The organism is Leptospira inadai serovar Lyme str. 10 (assembly GCF_000243675.2).
Classification (GTDB): domain Bacteria; phylum Spirochaetota; class Leptospiria; order Leptospirales; family Leptospiraceae; genus Leptospira_B; species Leptospira_B inadai.
This window is the reverse complement of sequence record NZ_AHMM02000015.1, coordinates 218,906-233,552: the sequence shown is the minus strand read 5'-3', so window position 1 is coordinate 233,552 and position 14,647 is coordinate 218,906. Positions and strand designations below refer to the sequence as shown.

At 44.9% G+C, this 14,647-nt stretch carries 13 protein-coding genes; 7 read left to right on the top strand and 6 right to left on the bottom strand.

Features of this window, described 5'->3' with window-relative positions:
* Positions 1–4: 4 nt before the first annotated feature.
* On the bottom strand, positions 5–1,960 hold the full coding sequence (gene mnmC1 / locus LEP1GSC047_RS04910; RefSeq protein ID WP_010414896.1) for an FAD-dependent 5-carboxymethylaminomethyl-2-thiouridine(34) oxidoreductase MnmC1: 1,956 nt from the start codon (positions 1,958–1,960) through the stop codon (positions 5–7).
* Positions 1,961–2,091: 131 nt separating this feature from the next.
* Between mnmC1 and dusA the strand changes: the two genes are divergently transcribed.
* The 4 genes from dusA (at position 2,092) to LEP1GSC047_RS04890 (ending at position 8,148) form a co-directional block, all read left to right on the top strand.
* Positions 2,092–3,117 (top strand): tRNA dihydrouridine(20/20a) synthase DusA, encoded by a 1,026-nt coding sequence (gene dusA, locus LEP1GSC047_RS04905; RefSeq protein ID WP_039934294.1) that lies wholly within the window; start codon positions 2,092–2,094, stop codon positions 3,115–3,117.
* Between the two features lie 80 nt (positions 3,118–3,197).
* A complete protein-coding gene (locus tag LEP1GSC047_RS04900) occupies positions 3,198–5,099 on the top strand; it encodes a PP2C family protein-serine/threonine phosphatase (RefSeq protein WP_010414888.1) in 1,902 nt (633 codons plus the stop codon).
* A 32-nt stretch (positions 5,100–5,131) separates the two neighbouring features.
* On the top strand, positions 5,132–6,073 hold the full coding sequence (locus LEP1GSC047_RS04895) for an MBL fold metallo-hydrolase (protein WP_010414886.1): 942 nt from the start codon (positions 5,132–5,134) through the stop codon (positions 6,071–6,073).
* A gap of 233 nt (positions 6,074–6,306) precedes the next feature.
* On the top strand, positions 6,307–8,148 hold the full coding sequence (locus tag LEP1GSC047_RS04890; protein WP_020988451.1) for a 7TM-DISM domain-containing protein: 1,842 nt from the start codon (positions 6,307–6,309) through the stop codon (positions 8,146–8,148).
* A gap of 143 nt (positions 8,149–8,291) precedes the next feature.
* On the opposite strand, the gene LEP1GSC047_RS04885 is transcribed toward LEP1GSC047_RS04890, so the two are convergent.
* Complete coding sequence (locus LEP1GSC047_RS04885; protein ID WP_010414877.1) at positions 8,292–8,645, bottom strand: DoxX family protein; 354 nt, start codon at positions 8,643–8,645, stop codon at positions 8,292–8,294.
* Between the two features lie 137 nt (positions 8,646–8,782).
* Between LEP1GSC047_RS04885 and LEP1GSC047_RS04880 the strand changes: the two genes are divergently transcribed.
* On the top strand, positions 8,783–9,226 hold the full coding sequence (locus LEP1GSC047_RS04880) for a GNAT family N-acetyltransferase (protein ID WP_010414874.1): 444 nt from the start codon (positions 8,783–8,785) through the stop codon (positions 9,224–9,226).
* Here the strand turns inward: LEP1GSC047_RS04880 and ispF are convergent.
* Positions 9,223–9,705, bottom strand: a complete 483-nt coding sequence (ispF, locus tag LEP1GSC047_RS04875; protein ID WP_010414870.1) for a 2-C-methyl-D-erythritol 2,4-cyclodiphosphate synthase — start codon at positions 9,703–9,705, stop codon at positions 9,223–9,225. The genes LEP1GSC047_RS04880 and ispF overlap by 4 nt on opposite strands.
* On the bottom strand, positions 9,705–10,676 hold the full coding sequence (gene nadA / locus LEP1GSC047_RS04870) for a quinolinate synthase NadA (RefSeq protein ID WP_010414868.1): 972 nt from the start codon (positions 10,674–10,676) through the stop codon (positions 9,705–9,707). Before nadA ends, ispF begins: the two co-directional genes overlap by 1 nt.
* A gap of 244 nt (positions 10,677–10,920) precedes the next feature.
* Here nadA and LEP1GSC047_RS04865 point away from each other — a divergent pair, with 244 nt between their 5' ends.
* Positions 10,921–11,988, top strand: coding sequence for a lipoprotein LipL41 (locus LEP1GSC047_RS04865; protein WP_010414866.1), 1,068 nt, complete (start codon positions 10,921–10,923; stop codon positions 11,986–11,988).
* Complete coding sequence (gene lep / locus LEP1GSC047_RS04860; protein ID WP_010414864.1) at positions 11,969–12,358, top strand: LipL41-expression chaperone Lep; 390 nt, start codon at positions 11,969–11,971, stop codon at positions 12,356–12,358. The genes LEP1GSC047_RS04865 and lep overlap by 20 nt, the downstream gene beginning before the upstream one ends.
* 547 nt (positions 12,359–12,905) lie before the next feature.
* Here lep and LEP1GSC047_RS04855 read toward each other — a convergent pair.
* Together LEP1GSC047_RS04855 and LEP1GSC047_RS04850 are read right to left on the bottom strand one after the other, a co-directional pair.
* A complete protein-coding gene (locus LEP1GSC047_RS04855) occupies positions 12,906–13,643 on the bottom strand; it encodes a sugar phosphate nucleotidyltransferase (RefSeq protein WP_010414863.1) in 738 nt (245 codons plus the stop codon).
* A gap of 4 nt (positions 13,644–13,647) precedes the next feature.
* Positions 13,648–14,640, bottom strand: a complete 993-nt coding sequence (locus LEP1GSC047_RS04850; protein WP_010414861.1) for an aminoglycoside phosphotransferase family protein — start codon at positions 14,638–14,640, stop codon at positions 13,648–13,650.
* Positions 14,641–14,647: the final 7 nt, after the last annotated feature.

The window sequence follows — 14,647 nt, the reverse complement described above, 5'->3', positions numbered from 1 at the left end:
GTTTTTATTTCTCCTCCTTCTTCCTGATCGCTCGGTATAAAAATCTTGCGGGATGCAATGCGGAGTACAAGCTATTTTCGATCGGCAAGGGTTCTCCCAAAACGAGAGAAGCAAGGGTTTCGCCGCCGATCAAGGAGGAGAGAACGCCTCTCGAACCTAGCCCGCCGAATACGTAGAGTCCGGGAATTGCCTGGGGGACGGAAATCTTTTTATTCCGGTTCCTTGGAAGACCCGCGCCGGTATAAATTTTTCGAAAGGTGGCAGGATTATGCACTTCTCCGAGTACCGGAAATCTATCTTTTGTCTGGGAGCGGAATCCGACGAATTCGCGACTAATTCTATTTTTTTCCAGGTCCTGTCTCTCTCCGGGCAGGAGTTCTTTCGCATATTCCAATAAATTTTCCCGGTCTCGACTTCGCGGGTTCGGATCCAAGTCGAACTCGTCAAAACTGGATCCTAATACTCGGATCTTATTCTTGCTCGGAGTTATATAATGTTCTCCTACGAAAATCGGATCGTTCTCATTCCCGCTTTCCGTAGAGAGCTCCAGTAATTGACCTCTAACTTTCGATAAAAAGAAAAGAGGTTCGCCGAAAAATTTCGATAATAGCGATTCGATTCCGTTGGAATTCGCCAAAACCAGACAAGGAGAAGCCTCAATTTCGTTCTCTTCCGATAAAATTCTCCATTCGTCCCGATCGAATCGTATCTCGGAAACATGAATCGTTCTCGGAGATATATTAGAATGTTTTAATAAATTTGAAACCAACTCGGGAGTTTCGGTCCAAAACCCGGAAGGGAATAATACTCCTTGGGAGCCCTGCGGCAATGACGGATAGGAAACCTTCGCATTTTCTTGAAGCTTGGCGAATTCCGCCGAAAGCCGATGTGATCGAATTCCTTCCGAGATTCTTTCCCAACTCAGATCTTTTCCGGCAAGCTGGAACGTACCGGACGTTTCATATGAATCTTTCGGTAAAAGTTCCTGATAGCGTCTAAGCGAATGACCGAAGGCCCTCATTGTCCAAAGACTCGTAGGACTTTTAAATTTCGTAATATGCGGATGGGAAATCGCCTTCGGAATATCCGAGGCTCGATTCGGGGAAGAATCATCCAAAACGGCCACTTGGATACCTCGCATCGCAAAAGAACGAGCTACGCTCGCCCCGGCTAATCCGGCTCCGATTACCACGACTTTTTTTGGGAGAGGCGATTTCGGAAACCTTCGAACAAAGATCCGCTCGGCCGAAAGGTCCGGATCGTTTTTAAATGTTCCGATCAACATTTCCCTTTTCTTCCCGAATCCTGGAATTTTTTCCAAAACGAACCCGGCATTTGTAAGAGAATCTTTTACGACCCTCGCGACGGTAAACGTAGCTAACGTGGCTTGTTTATCCGCCAAGCGGGAAAATTGATTCGAGATCTGCATTCCCCACAACTCCGGATTTTTGGACGGAGCGAATCCGTCCAGGAAAAAGGCGTCGAATCGACCGGAAGTTTCGGGTAATAACTCTCTAGCGTCTCCGATCCAAAGGTCCAGGGCTACCCCTTCCTCTTCGAAAAGAAAGGAATTGCAACCTTGGGTTAAGAGAGAATACCTCTTTAGAAAAATGGAAAGAATTTCGGTTAATTCCGGAAAATGCGAGACCGCTCTCCTTATTTCATGTTCGCTGAGCGGGAATAACTCGTAGGAAACGAACCGAAGAATCGAAAGTTTATTATGAATTCTTAATTTTTTCCAAAGATTCCAGGTCGCAAAGAAATTAAGCCCCGTTCCGAATCCCAATTCTAGGATTGCAAAATGGTTTTTTTCCGGAAACGAATCCCGACACCAACGGGATTCCAGTCGATTTCCGTCTAAAAAAACGTGTTTGGCTTCGGCCAAACCGTCTTCGGGCGAGAAATAGATATCGTCGAATTCGATGGAAACGGGTGTGCCGTTTTCCTTCCATTCGATCATTTTCGAGCCTCCGTATTTCGTCTCCTTGGAGTCATACTGACTAAAATCCGGATCAATCTTGTTAATCCAAGCGGATTTCTAGCGACTTGACGTTTACGATCGAATTCGTAAAATCGTATTCAGGAACCGAGATGAGCCCAATTCCGAAAGAGCCGCAATCATATCCGATTTCCGTCGCACCGATGATGGATTGGACGGACCGACACTTTCGATTTTTTTTACGTCTGATTTCAAAAAGGACTCTCTTATATACCGAGATGGTTACGACGGGAGCGATTTTGAGAGGGGATACTCATAGACATCTTTCGTTTCATCCTCGAGAAAACCCGGTCGTTTTACAATTGGGCGGGGACGATCCCCTTAAATTGGCCGAATGCTCGAGGATCGGAGAGGAATACGGTTATTCCGAAATTAACCTAAATGTAGGCTGCCCCAGCGACAAAGTTCAGGAAGGAAATTTCGGTGCCTGTTTAATGGGGGACCCGAAGCGGGTTAGTGATTGCATCGCCGCAATGAATTCAGCAGTTCGCATACCGGTTTCCGTTAAATGCAGAATAGGGATTCCGGGAAAAGATCGTATCGAAGATCTACTGGAATTCGTAAGGACCGTTTCCGAGGCGGGAGCGACGAGGATCACCGTTCATGCAAGAATCGCAATTTTGGAAGGTCTGAGTCCCGCCCAAAATAGAACCGTTCCGCCTTTAAGATACGAAGATGTATACGAAGTAAAACGTAATTTCCCCGATCTGAAATTAGAGCTTAATGGAGGCGTTCGGACTTTGGATATCGCAAGCGAGCATCTAACGAAGGTAGACGGAGTTATGATCGGGAGAGCGGCTTATGAAAATCCGTTTCTCCTTTCCACCGTCGATCGGAGATTTTTTGGGGAACAGAAAATACGATCTACTCGTCGTGAAATTTTCGATCAAATGCAGGAATACGTTCGAAAGAGGACCGAGGAAGGCGAAAAGCCGAGTAGAATATTAAGGCATCTCTTAGGAGCCTTCCATGAAGTGAGGGGCTCTAGAATGTACCGTCGTATTCTTACCGAAGGAATGCATCAGAACCCTCCGGCTACACTTCTGCGAGAGGCACTCGCTTCGATCCCTTCCGAGTTTTTAGATCAGAAACTCGACCTGGAACTCCAACCCGTTTAAAGAAAATTTTAGAACCGGATTTGGGCACGAAAAAGCCTTGATTTAGGTCCAATACTCTTTAATTTACGCTCCCTATTGCCATGCTGAAAATAATCGGAATTTATCTGCTATTCGTCTGTTCCGTCCTGGGTGAGTCGATCATTCCGGTTCGCACGGTCGTAGATGGATGGACATTTCAAGTGAAGGGGGCCGAGCAAGGGCTTCCCATCCATGCAGGAGAAAGCCTAAGATCCCAAGGATTTCCCGCTCCGGTCCATGGAGTGTATCGCATAGAGATCGACTATCCCAAATTACGGCAAGGATTTACTCAGGGCGTTCATCTAGACAGGATTCAATCCGCGGATAAAGTGTACTGGAACGGTTCTTTGGTCGGAGAAACCGGGAGTTTCGAGCCGTACAGTCCGGATTGGTTTCGCCCAAGACTTTACGCAATTCCGACGGACTTGATTCGTCCGGGAAAAAATCTTTTAGAAGTGGAGATCGAATGCAGAGAGGCCTTACTCCTTTGCGGTCTTTTTCGAGGAACTCCGAAGGTGGGCGATTACGATTCGTTAAAGGAGGATTTGATCTATCAGGATTTATTCCAGGTCGTGATTGCGGTTTTGTTTTTAGGCATTTTTGTACAACAAGCGATCGCGTATCTCTTGAATCGATACTCTAACGCTAGTCTTTATCTAGCCTTATCCGCGATCATTTTTGTCGGCTGGCGAGGGACTCTGCTCAACAAGACTCATTATATCGGGCTATCTTTCGAATTGATTATCAGAGTCTTTTATTTTTGCCAAACCTTATTTCCTGCCGTTCTACTTCTCTTCGTCTATGCGATGTTCGAAAGGCGGCTTGGAATCTTTGCCAAGTGCATTCTTTTAGGAGACCTTGCCCTCGGATTCCTCCAGTTGTACGATTTCGATCCCGATTCCAGAATCATGCTCGTATACGCTTGGGAAGTCCTACTGGTTTTAAAAATTCCCACATTGATCGGAGTTCTTGCATCCCAATTCAGAAAGAATGCGGAAGCGACTTTGATTTTGTTGGGAGCGCTATTCGCCGCTGTTCTAGGAGTAACGGACGTAGTCGTCGATTTGTTGACCGGCAAAAACGAATTCTTTTCTCAATACGGACTTCTAGTCTTTTTATTCTCGGGAATAATGGGAATTTCCATCCAAAACGCGAGAGCTAGAGAAGATTTAAAGAAATTGAATGATTCTTTAGAGACGCTCGTTCAAAGTAGAACCCACGAGTTGGAAAAACAGTATAGAATATTAAACGAAGAGATATTAGTCGCCGGCGGATTGCAATCCAGATTGATACCCGGACTAGACGGGCAAATCGCAGGACTAAGCGTTAATTCGGTATACGTTCCGGTCGAAAAGATCGGAGGCGATTATTTCGACTTTCATGACTACGGGGACGGACAAGTGCAATTTCTGTTATGCGACGTAGCGGGTCACGGAATTTCGGCCGCTCTGATCGCTTCGATGCTGAAGATAAGTTTCTTGGAACTAGCTCCGCGTCATCCGGAGCCGGCGGCTCTTCTGACATCCTTGAACGCGAGAATGGTTCCCGTCGTAGAAAAGAATTTCATCACGGCGGTGGCGGCCTTATTCGATACTAAAACGGGTGAAATCAAGTATTCATTGGCGGGCCACCCGTCTCCGATCGTATTAACGGATTCTTCCTCCTTGCCCGTATTCCTGGAAGGCAGGGGGCCGATATTAGGATGGAGAAAGGAAATCGTGTTGCGGACTTGGAGGCGCGATTTAAAAAAAGGAGATCGGTTTTTCTTTTATACGGACGGAATAACCGAAGCTTTAAACGCCGGGCGAGAAATGTTCGGAGAAGAAAGGCTATTGGATTTATTACGGGATTCGTTCAATAGAAGTCCTAGAAATCTAAACGAATCCATCCTATCGTCACTGCGGGAATTTGCCGGATTCAGGCTGCCTGACGACGTAACGTACTTTGCAGTGGACGTAATTTAGATTATGATTCATAAAACATCGACGAAAGACTGATGGCCGAAACCGTTTTAACCATAGATTGCGGATATATAGAAGAAGGGCTAGCCTGTGCCTATCTAGTTATAGAGGGCGATCGGGCAGCCTTCGTCGAAAATAATACCAACTACGCGGTTCCCAAACTTCTGAAAATCCTAGAAGACCGGGGCTTGAAAAAAGAATCCGTAGATTATATTATTATAACGCATGTTCATTTGGATCACGCCGGAGGAACGGGAGAGCTGATCAAACATTGTCCGAATGCGACGGTTCTTGCTCATCCCAAGGCGGCACCGCATCTAATCGATCCGCAAAGATTGATTAAGAGTTCCATTCAAGTGTATGGAGAGGAAGCTTTCTACAAATTGTACGGAAAAATTCAACCGGTCCCGGAATCGTCGGTTCGCATCATGAACGATGGGGAAGAATTGGTTTGGGGAAATCGGACTCTCAAGTTCATCCATACCCGCGGACATGCGAATCATCATTTTTGCATTTATGATTCTTTAACGAACGGGATTTTCACGGGGGATACTTTCGGTCTCGGTTACGGGATTTTTCGTAATGGAAGCGAACCTGTTTTATATCCTTCTACAACTCCTACCGACTTTGATCCGGAAGAAGCGCTTTTATCCATCGATAAAATCATTGGGACCGGAGCCGAGAAAGCGTATTTAACTCATTTCGGAGTATGGACCGACATGAAATCGGGTGCGGAGCAAATGAGAGAAGGTCTGGAAATAATGAAGCATATTCTAATTTCGGCAGGTAAAACCGATTTGGAAGGAGAATCGTTACTCGGATTTTGCGAAGCTCGAGTACTTTCTTATATCGAAGACCAATTAGAAAAACGCGGAATCTTTTACGGTGCTAAAGAACAAAAGTTCGTTTCCTTCGATGCAAAGATAAATGCGCAAGGAATCGCCTTTAAAGTCGAGAGGTCTAGAAAGAAACTCTAATTTTATCCCCTGGGTAACATGGCTTTCTTACAGAATCGGTTGCCGTTTTATACTATTCTTCATCGAATTACATGGATTATATCGGTCCTTCGAAAGTATCGAGTTTCCGTTTCGGAAGAGTTCTTCGCGAAGAAATTTTAATTTGCCTTCCCTACTTCTAAGCGTGGATTTGGATAGTGCGTCTTTTTTTCCGGAAATACGATCAAATAAAACTTCTACTAGTTCCGGCTGCCATGCTTTCGCTAGCATGCACTTTATCATGCGCCGATTTCGGAAATGGAACTCCTACCGTTCGGGCAATCAAAGGGGTCATAGATTTACGGGATACGAATCTTTGGGGTAATATTGTTCCGTTGGCCGGGCAATGGGAATTTAGGTGGGGAGAACTTTTTTACCCTGGGAAGGAATTTCGACAATCGCCTGAATACGAACCCGTTCCCGGAATTTGGAGAGATTACGATCGTCACTTTCCCCTGATGGGGCATGCATCGTATAAACTTCATTTACGATTGAGCGGAAAAGAGGAGAATCTTGTCCTACGAATTCCCAGGCTTCCCGGCATTTATTCGGTGTATTTGGGAAATAGGCAGGTCTTTGCGAATGGGATTACCGGAGAAAATTCTGCGGGAACTTTTTTTATCGCCCATCCCGTCATTCGAAACATTCCGATTAAGGAGTCCGAATTCGATCTGATCGTGAACGTTTCGAATTACCGCGGAAATTTTTTAAAGGGAGGAATCCGAAACGGATTTTTTCTCGGCGGTGCCGATATCCTTTTTACCAGCGGATTGACGAACGCGTTTCGGGAAACCCTCCTGATTTGTGTGATCTTTTCGGTAGGTCTATATCACATCGTCTTTTTCGCCTCTTATCGGAAGGATTACGTTCCGGCCATATTCGCTATTTTTTGTCTTTTAGTTTCATTTTACACTTTCATAACTTCTAATATACAATATTCGCTGATTCCGGAATTGCCGCTGGACTTTAGAATTCGATTGGAATTTCTCTGCGAAGTCGCTTTCTTTCAGATCGTTTACTTGATGATGCGGGAAATGTATCCCCGTCAATACAAAGAAAAGTGGATGCTCGTGGCGATGAGTTCGAGCGTTTTATTTACGGCGGCCATTACGATTTTGAGTGAAACGGATGTGGTCACGTTATATTCGTTTTTTATGTATTTTCCTCCGATATATACCGCAGTTCTGCTATACGGAATCGGATCCGCATGGAAAGCGGGTGAAAATAACGCCAAGAAAATTTGCTTATCCGGTTTGATTCTGGTCGTTGCGATGATAAACGACGTGACTTACGGGTTGTTCGAAGTCTATATTCTTTTCCCGTATAGCTTTCCCGTAGGGTTAGTCGGATTTATCATATTTAATTCATATTTGATTTCGGTTCGATTTACCGAGGATTTGGAAAAGTCCAAAGACTTCGCGGATTTACAGGTTCGATACAATGAACAATTGAAGCACAACGCGGAAGAGAAAGCGAAGGCCGCACTCGAAATTAATCGCAATATGGATTCCGAATTGAAATCTCTGATGTACGAACTGGAATCGAAGGAAAAGAACGATCGGTCCTTCCAAAAATTGAAAATCGAACTAAGCGATACGATGGCCAATGTCCGCGACATGGTTTTTCTAATGAATTACCAGGGAACGAAAAGCGAATTGGTGGAAGAAGAGCTTAAGAAATTTCTGACGGAGAATCCGAGTTCGGGAGATCTGCATGTCGAAATTCAGAACGTATCCGAGTCCTTGCGAATCGATCAGTGTCTCCAAGTGCATAAAATATTCCTGGAGGTATCGGAAAAGATTCTGAAAAAAGGAACGAAGGAGAAAATTAATCTTTTTTGGGGGAGAGAAGGTATTTCGGTGCTTTTAAGAATTTCCCAGGGCGGGTTCGGGATTTCCAACGAAGATAAGTTTGAATCGGTAATCTCAGATATTCGATCTAGGACGGATAAATTGAACGGGCGCTATGTGCTCCTGACAGAAAATGGAAATCTCGAGTTTGAACTGAGGGTTCCTGTGCAGAGGACGGAGGACAGAGGACAGAGGACAGAACATTGATGAGCGGAGATTCCACGTTCTGGAGAAAGATTCTTGTGTTATAGGGGGTCTTCCCTCTACTTCTGCAGTCGTCCCAACTTCGAGCAGCTACTGTTTAGCGTGAGCGAAGCGAGCGCGTCTGTCTTCAGTCCTCTGTCTTCTGCTTAATCGTTATCTTTGGAGATGCCTGCAATCACCAAGGCTCCACCTAACAGTCCTAAGTCTTTCAATAATGCGGCGACTTCCTGCTGATTTCCCCCGGCTGCAGGGCCTAAGTGAATTAGGACGATATACAAACCAAGTAGAACTGCCAATAGTGTCATTGCAAGTTTGGTTTTTTTATTGATGAAGATGCTTACCGCAGCAGCTATCATAGCTACACCGGTTAGATAAACCCAAACGACTTGAAACGGTATATAAGAAGGTACTAATCCCGCCATCCCCGGTGCATAGATAAGGTGAAAGATTCCGAAGATCAAAAAGGGAACTGCATATAAGTATTTACCTGCGGTTTTCATAAACAAGATTCTCCTAAGAAAGTGTACATTCGCAAAAAAATCAACCGTCGCCTTGCTTGATAGCAAGTGGAAAATTCTTCCCGAAAGCGACCGTCAATTCATATTGCTATTTTTGACGCCTGCAAGGAGAAAACGGTTTGCCATTCGGAAAAAAAAAGATCCTTTCTCCCGGTTGGAGAGAAGCTAATATAACGGACGTCGAATATTTAAGTATGCTAGAAAAGCTCTGCTTTCCCGATTCTCATTGGTCGAAAGACGGGATAGAAAGTCATATAAAATCTTATTCGGCTTGGCTTCGAGAGGAATTCGGTTATATGTTTTTTTTGGATTTAGGGGAGGAGGGCGAGTTATTACGGATTGGAATTCTATCTTCTCAACGCCGGAAAGGAGAGGCGAAGCGAATATTGCAAACGCTTTGCTTCGCATTCCAACGGGTATTTTTGGAAGTTTCCAATTTTAATATCTCCGCTATGGAACTTTACTCTTCTCTCGGCTTTCGAGAAATCGGAAGAAGAAAAAATTATTACGCCTTCGGAGACGATGCGATCATTATGGAGTGGAGTAGGCGTTCGGATTTCTAGTCGGACTGCAAAAGTACGATGCATGTCGCGCCGATTCCTTCCGCCCTTCCTAAGGCGCCCATTTTTTCCGTGGTGGTCGCTTTTACCGAAACGCAATCCTGTGGAATTCCTAGTAGATCGGATAATGTACGTCGGATTATCTCCCTGTGAGGAGCTATCTTAGGGCGCTCTCCGATAACCGTACAGTCTATGTTTATGAGAGAGAAGTTTCTTTCCTTCATTAGATCCAAGGTTTTTTTCAAAATGATCTTGGAGTCCATGTTTTTGAGAGAAGGATCCGTGTCCGGAAAATATTGCCCGATATCACCCAGCCCCAACGCGCCCAGAATTGCATCCGATAACGCATGCAATATGATATCCGCGTCCGAATGGCCGATTAATGCGTATTCCGAATTGATAGTCGCTCCGCCTAACAGTAAGGGACGGGAGGAGTTCAGTTCTAATTTATGAAAATCTAATCCTTGTCCTATTCGGAACATTATTTATAACTAAGCTCCAGCATTCGTTGCACTGCCATTCTTCCTTTTTCCATGACGTCCGGATCCAGCTTGATTTCGTACTGTTCGTGCAATAAGGAATCCCGTATTTTTTCCAACGTGATGCGCTTCATATGGGGACAGGTTCGACAGGAAGACACGAACTGACGATCGGGAAATTCGGCGCGCAAATTATCACCCATAGAACATTCGGTGGCTAAGAAGACGTCCTTTGCACCGGAATCCTTGATAAATTTCGACATTTGAGTCGTAGAGCCAGCAAAATCCGAAACGGCAACGACATCGGTCTTACATTCCGGATGAGAAATCACCGTGACTCCGGGCCATTGTCTTCTGACGGAAAGAATGTCCTCCGCAGTATACATCTCGTGGACCATACAACGTCCCGGAAAGGAAATGATATTTTTTTTGGTTTGGTTTCTTACGTTTCCTGCAAGGTATTCGTCGGGTAAAAAAATGACGGTATCGGAATCCAGGGAATTTACGATTTGCGCGGCGTTTGCGGAGGTGCAGCAAATATCGGTTTCCGCCTTAACATCCGCAGTGCAGTTTACGTACGTAACGACCGGAACTCCGGGATGTGCGGCCTTCAATCGCCGTACGTCGTCGCGAGTGATACTTTCCGCTAGGGAACATCCGGCTTTCCAGTCGGCGATCAGTACTTTTTTATCGGGTGACATAAGTTTTGCGGTTTCCGCCATGAAGTGAACGCCGTTGAAAACAATAATATCCGCATTTGTTTCGGCCGCCGCCTTGCTCAGGTAGAGCGAATCCCCGACTATATCGGAAACCCCGTGAAAAACGTCGGGGGTCATATAATTATGGCCTAAGAGAACCGCGTTTTTTTCTTGCTTGAGTCGATTGATTTCCAGGATCAAGGGAAGTTTTTCCTCGATCTCGTGGCTCATATACGTAGATTCTAGTGTTTTGCGGATTTCATCTACCGTTTTCATTTTGCCCCCAAGAGTCCCGACTCCCTTATTATTTTTGACCGTTTCCGATCGAATTTCGGATACGGAGAAATTTCAAGATTAGGTTTTGTTTCCTACCGGGTTTTGCAAGTGGTTAATATGCGCCAAAACGGTCGGACTCGTTTTAAACCCGTTTCGTTCACAAAATAAATTGACAGGAAAAGAATTCTCCGAATCAATACGATGTTACTCCTAAAATCATCCATAAAGGATTGGTATTAACCCAATGAAAAAAATCGCTTCTCTGCTTTTTGCTGGAGCGTTGGTATTCTCACTTTCTAATTGCGGAGAACGCATAGAAGTGGAATATCCCGTATTCCCGAAATCAAAGGAAGGGCGCCAACTTCAAAAATTCCTTGGCACCATTCGGAACGTCGGTCTTGCCGTTGAAAAACCCCAAAAAAGTCTTTGGGAAACCGTCTTCGGAGCAGGTTCCAGCTTTATCGATCAAATGCCTTCGAAAGTGTTCGAAGCGTTTGATAAAGAATCTTATTATAAACTAATCGACTTGAGCAAGCGTGCGGATTCTATAAACGAAGCGACTCTGACTCTTGCCGGAATCACAAAAAGTCGCGTGAAACTCGGAAACCAATTGGGAGCCGAAGCAATTCTGTATATCGGATACCAAAAACCTTATACCGAGTGCGGTAGCGAAATGATGGTCGATTACGGAGCAGCGGCGCTTAAAGTAGGCGGCGCAATCGCTTCCATGGCTTCAGGTAAGAATGTCGATACTGGCAATGCTCCGATCACGAAACCGACTGCCGTTCGTTACATGTTGATTCCTCTAGATGCGACTTTGATCAAAGTCGAAACTGGAGAAGTTAAAAAAGCGGTCGTATCCGATCCTGCAAAAATCGACGCCGGCGTCGGTAACTTGAACTGTCCTTCGGTCCTCGATTCTTTCGGTAAGGCCTTAGACCAAGCGGCAGGTTATATTAAAGATCGTTTATCTCCACAGGTTAAGACTGAAAGAATCAAAGTTTATACCAAGGACGAAGATCCGGACGTTGCCGGATTCCTCGATGATGGATACCAAGAAATCACCGGAGAAACTCCTAGCTTTAAGAAAGCCAAAGAAGCTTGGGAAAAAGCCGATAAGAAAGCCGGCGGAAAGTCCGGTGGAGCAAAAGCTAACTTGGGAACCTATTATTTCTCCGTAGGCGATTTTGATAAGGCGATCAAATACTACGAAGACGCGATGAAACTCCAAGGCGTGAACAAGAACGATATCAGAGAACTTCGTAAACGTGTTGAAGCGGCCGCTGCCGTCGATGATAGCGCTGACAAGTAATCGGATTTCATGCTTTTTCGGAAGCGAGAAAAGCGGACGTTTAACGTCCGCTTTTCTTTTTTGTATCTTGGCGCTTTTCGCCGTAAGCTGTAGAACGAAACCCAATCCGGAAGAATGCATGGACGCCCAGGTTCATATCGTGAAATTAATCGCGGACGATGAAAGCATGCCCAAGCAGGTTCAGGCTTTGATGCTTAGAAGTGTACTGAAACCGGAAACAAACGAGGCAATCGTTAAAACCTGCGTTCAGAACAAGACATTAAAGCAGGTTCAGTGCGAGCTTTCGGCGCTAAAGTTTAGAGATTTGCAATCTTGCAAACAGCATGAAAAAATAGAAAACTCGGACCCGAAAGCTAAAGCGGGCAGTTAAGGCAGAAGACTGAAGACAGAGGACAGAGGACTGAAGACAGAAGCTGCTAGACGTTGGAAAAGTAATAGAGGTAGAGGAAAGATCTACTATAACACAAGAATCTTCCTCTAGAACATGGAAACTTCGTTTATCAATGTTCTGTCCTCTGTCTTCCGTCCTCTGAAAGTCCTCTGTGAACCGGAAAGTAGAATTTACTTAAAAAACCCCGCCCTTTGGGTGGGGGCCGGAGCGAAGCGGTGGAAAAATTCCTCTACCACAAAACGATTCCCCTGACAAGAACTTTTCCAAAATGAATTTAGTAGGAGCTCCCGCGCAGAGGACTGATGACGGAAGACAGAAGCTGCTCGCTTTCAGAGGACAGAAGACAGAGGTCAGACGCGTTAGCTTCGCTCACGCTAGACAGTAGCTACTCGAAGTTGGAAAAGTTACAGAAGTAGGGGGAAATCCACTGTAATACAGAAATCTTTCTGTAGAACATGGAATCTTCTCGCACCAATGTTCTGTCCTCTGTCCTCTGTCCTCTGTCTTCTGAAAGCTGCCGTTCCGATTAAGTTTCTCTCCTTAGGTTTTGAATAAACTTCTTCCAGTCGTTTCCTAGGCGAATTTCGAAATCGGTTTCGCGGTACATTTCATAAAGATCCTTTTCGCCTAAATCCAGGAATTCTCCCGGGAAGATTTTTCCCCCAAGACGATTTTTTTTAGCTAACTCTCTGAACGTATTAGCGAGATCATAGGGGACATTCGGTCGAAGATCGGACAAACAGGTCCCTCTCATCCAAGAAAGTCCCAAATAAAAAAAATTTCCGTTCTCGAAGGAGACTTTTTCACCGCTTAAAGTGAGTCCCGTATAACCTGCATTCGGCGGTTTTTTTGCCAAATACAGAATACAGTCGAATCGATTTTTCTCCTCTTCGCTTGGCCAAGGAGAAAAATCCGGTTCGGGAAACAGGATGAAATCCGGGTTCATTACGAGAAACTCATCGTCAATATCCCAAAATCGGTCGATCGCCGTTCGGATTCCTCCGCCGGTCCCTAGAATGATCGGATATTCTTTAGAAATATGTAATTTAAAGTCATTGAATGAGTCTAGGCTTGATTCCAATCTCCGGGATTGATAGTGGGAATTGACGATGGCCTCCGTGACTCCCCATCTTTTTGCCCAATAAAACGAATAATAAATGAGAGGAATATCGGAGACTCGGAGAAGCGGTTTCGGAAGTTCCTTAGTCCATTCTTGCATTCTGGTTCCGAAGCCGGCGCAAGGAAAAAAAGCCTTATCGTTCATGAATTTAACGATCGATTTTTTCCATGAAGGAATGGTTCGATAGGAGTTCTTTCCGGAGAAAATGAAAAAAAACGAATAGTTGATCCGGGAATAACCCTACTTGCACTATTTCTAATAAATTATCCAAGCAAGCGATGATGCTTTCACGATACTTATCCTGCCCCTTGTCGGCGACGAGCATGAAATACGAACCTAAGGCCTTATAGGACCTTTGGAGGCTTTGCAAATAAAAGCATTCTTTAGGCTTAGGATAATCCGTTTCCGAGAGTTTTAAGAAAAGCAAAAACAATCCTTGCCTCATCGCGAAAGGGATAGGTCGATACGCATCGTAGAGTAGACTGGATAAATCGTAGAACGGAGTTCCCATTCTCGCGTCTTGAAAATCGATCATGGTAATTTGCTTTTCGGAATTAAGCATTAGATTTCGTGCATGGAAGTCGCGATGACAGAATACTTTTAATTTATAATCGGATAAGAAAGAAGACGCTTCCTCGATGAATATGTTTACCTCGGGACGCAGCTCCGATTCGATTCCGAACAATTTCGAAAATCTGCCAAACGCCGAAAATGTGAATCGGTTCTCATAATTCAATTTTTCGTAATCGAATTCCCGCCCCGATACGGGGGCTTCCGTTTCGAGTTTCTGGAGTTTCACAAGAAGCTCGATCGATTTCACGAGATAATCGCGATACTCTCCGTCGTCTTTAATAAAACTTAAATCCCTGTCGCCTTCGTCGGAAAGCAAAGTTAAATGATGAATTATGTCGGTCTTGTATACTTCCGGTACGCGGAATCCATGGGAGCGAAGAAAATTTCCGACGTCGATAAAATCATGTTGGAATTGCGTGTCCTTGCAAAGGACTAAAGTCTCGTCCGGATAGAAGATTCTATAGTATCTGCGGTTCGAGGCCTCCGGGGTTAAAGATTCGACCTTATTCGGAAATTTGCCGTCTTTGGCAAGGAATCGGAGTTCGGCTTCTCCAATTGATTGACTCATAGTAACT

What these genes read in the sequence shown, in the direction of transcription:
- LEP1GSC047_RS04900 (WP_010414888.1), top strand. Translation starts at nt 3,198, where the DNA reads ATGCTGAAAATAATCGGAATTTATCTGCTATTCGTCTGTTCCGTCCTG.
- ispF (WP_010414870.1), bottom strand. Translation starts at nt 9,705, where the DNA reads ATGTTCCGAATAGGACAAGGATTAGATTTTCATAAATTAGAACTGAAC.
- LEP1GSC047_RS04885 (WP_010414877.1), bottom strand. Translation starts at nt 8,645, where the DNA reads ATGAAAACCGCAGGTAAATACTTATATGCAGTTCCCTTTTTGATCTTC.
- LEP1GSC047_RS04850 (WP_010414861.1), bottom strand. Translation starts at nt 14,640, where the DNA reads ATGAGTCAATCAATTGGAGAAGCCGAACTCCGATTCCTTGCCAAAGAC.
- dusA (WP_039934294.1), top strand. Translation starts at nt 2,092, where the DNA reads ATGAGCCCAATTCCGAAAGAGCCGCAATCATATCCGATTTCCGTCGCA.
- LEP1GSC047_RS04890 (WP_020988451.1), top strand. Translation starts at nt 6,307, where the DNA reads ATGCTTTCGCTAGCATGCACTTTATCATGCGCCGATTTCGGAAATGGA.
- LEP1GSC047_RS04855 (WP_010414863.1), bottom strand. Translation starts at nt 13,643, where the DNA reads ATGAACGATAAGGCTTTTTTTCCTTGCGCCGGCTTCGGAACCAGAATG.
- mnmC1 (WP_010414896.1), bottom strand. Translation starts at nt 1,960, where the DNA reads ATGATCGAATGGAAGGAAAACGGCACACCCGTTTCCATCGAATTCGAC.
- lep (WP_010414864.1), top strand. Translation starts at nt 11,969, where the DNA reads ATGATAGCGCTGACAAGTAATCGGATTTCATGCTTTTTCGGAAGCGAG.
- LEP1GSC047_RS04895 (WP_010414886.1), top strand. Translation starts at nt 5,132, where the DNA reads ATGGCCGAAACCGTTTTAACCATAGATTGCGGATATATAGAAGAAGGG.
- LEP1GSC047_RS04865 (WP_010414866.1), top strand. Translation starts at nt 10,921, where the DNA reads ATGAAAAAAATCGCTTCTCTGCTTTTTGCTGGAGCGTTGGTATTCTCA.
- nadA (WP_010414868.1), bottom strand. Translation starts at nt 10,676, where the DNA reads ATGAAAACGGTAGATGAAATCCGCAAAACACTAGAATCTACGTATATG.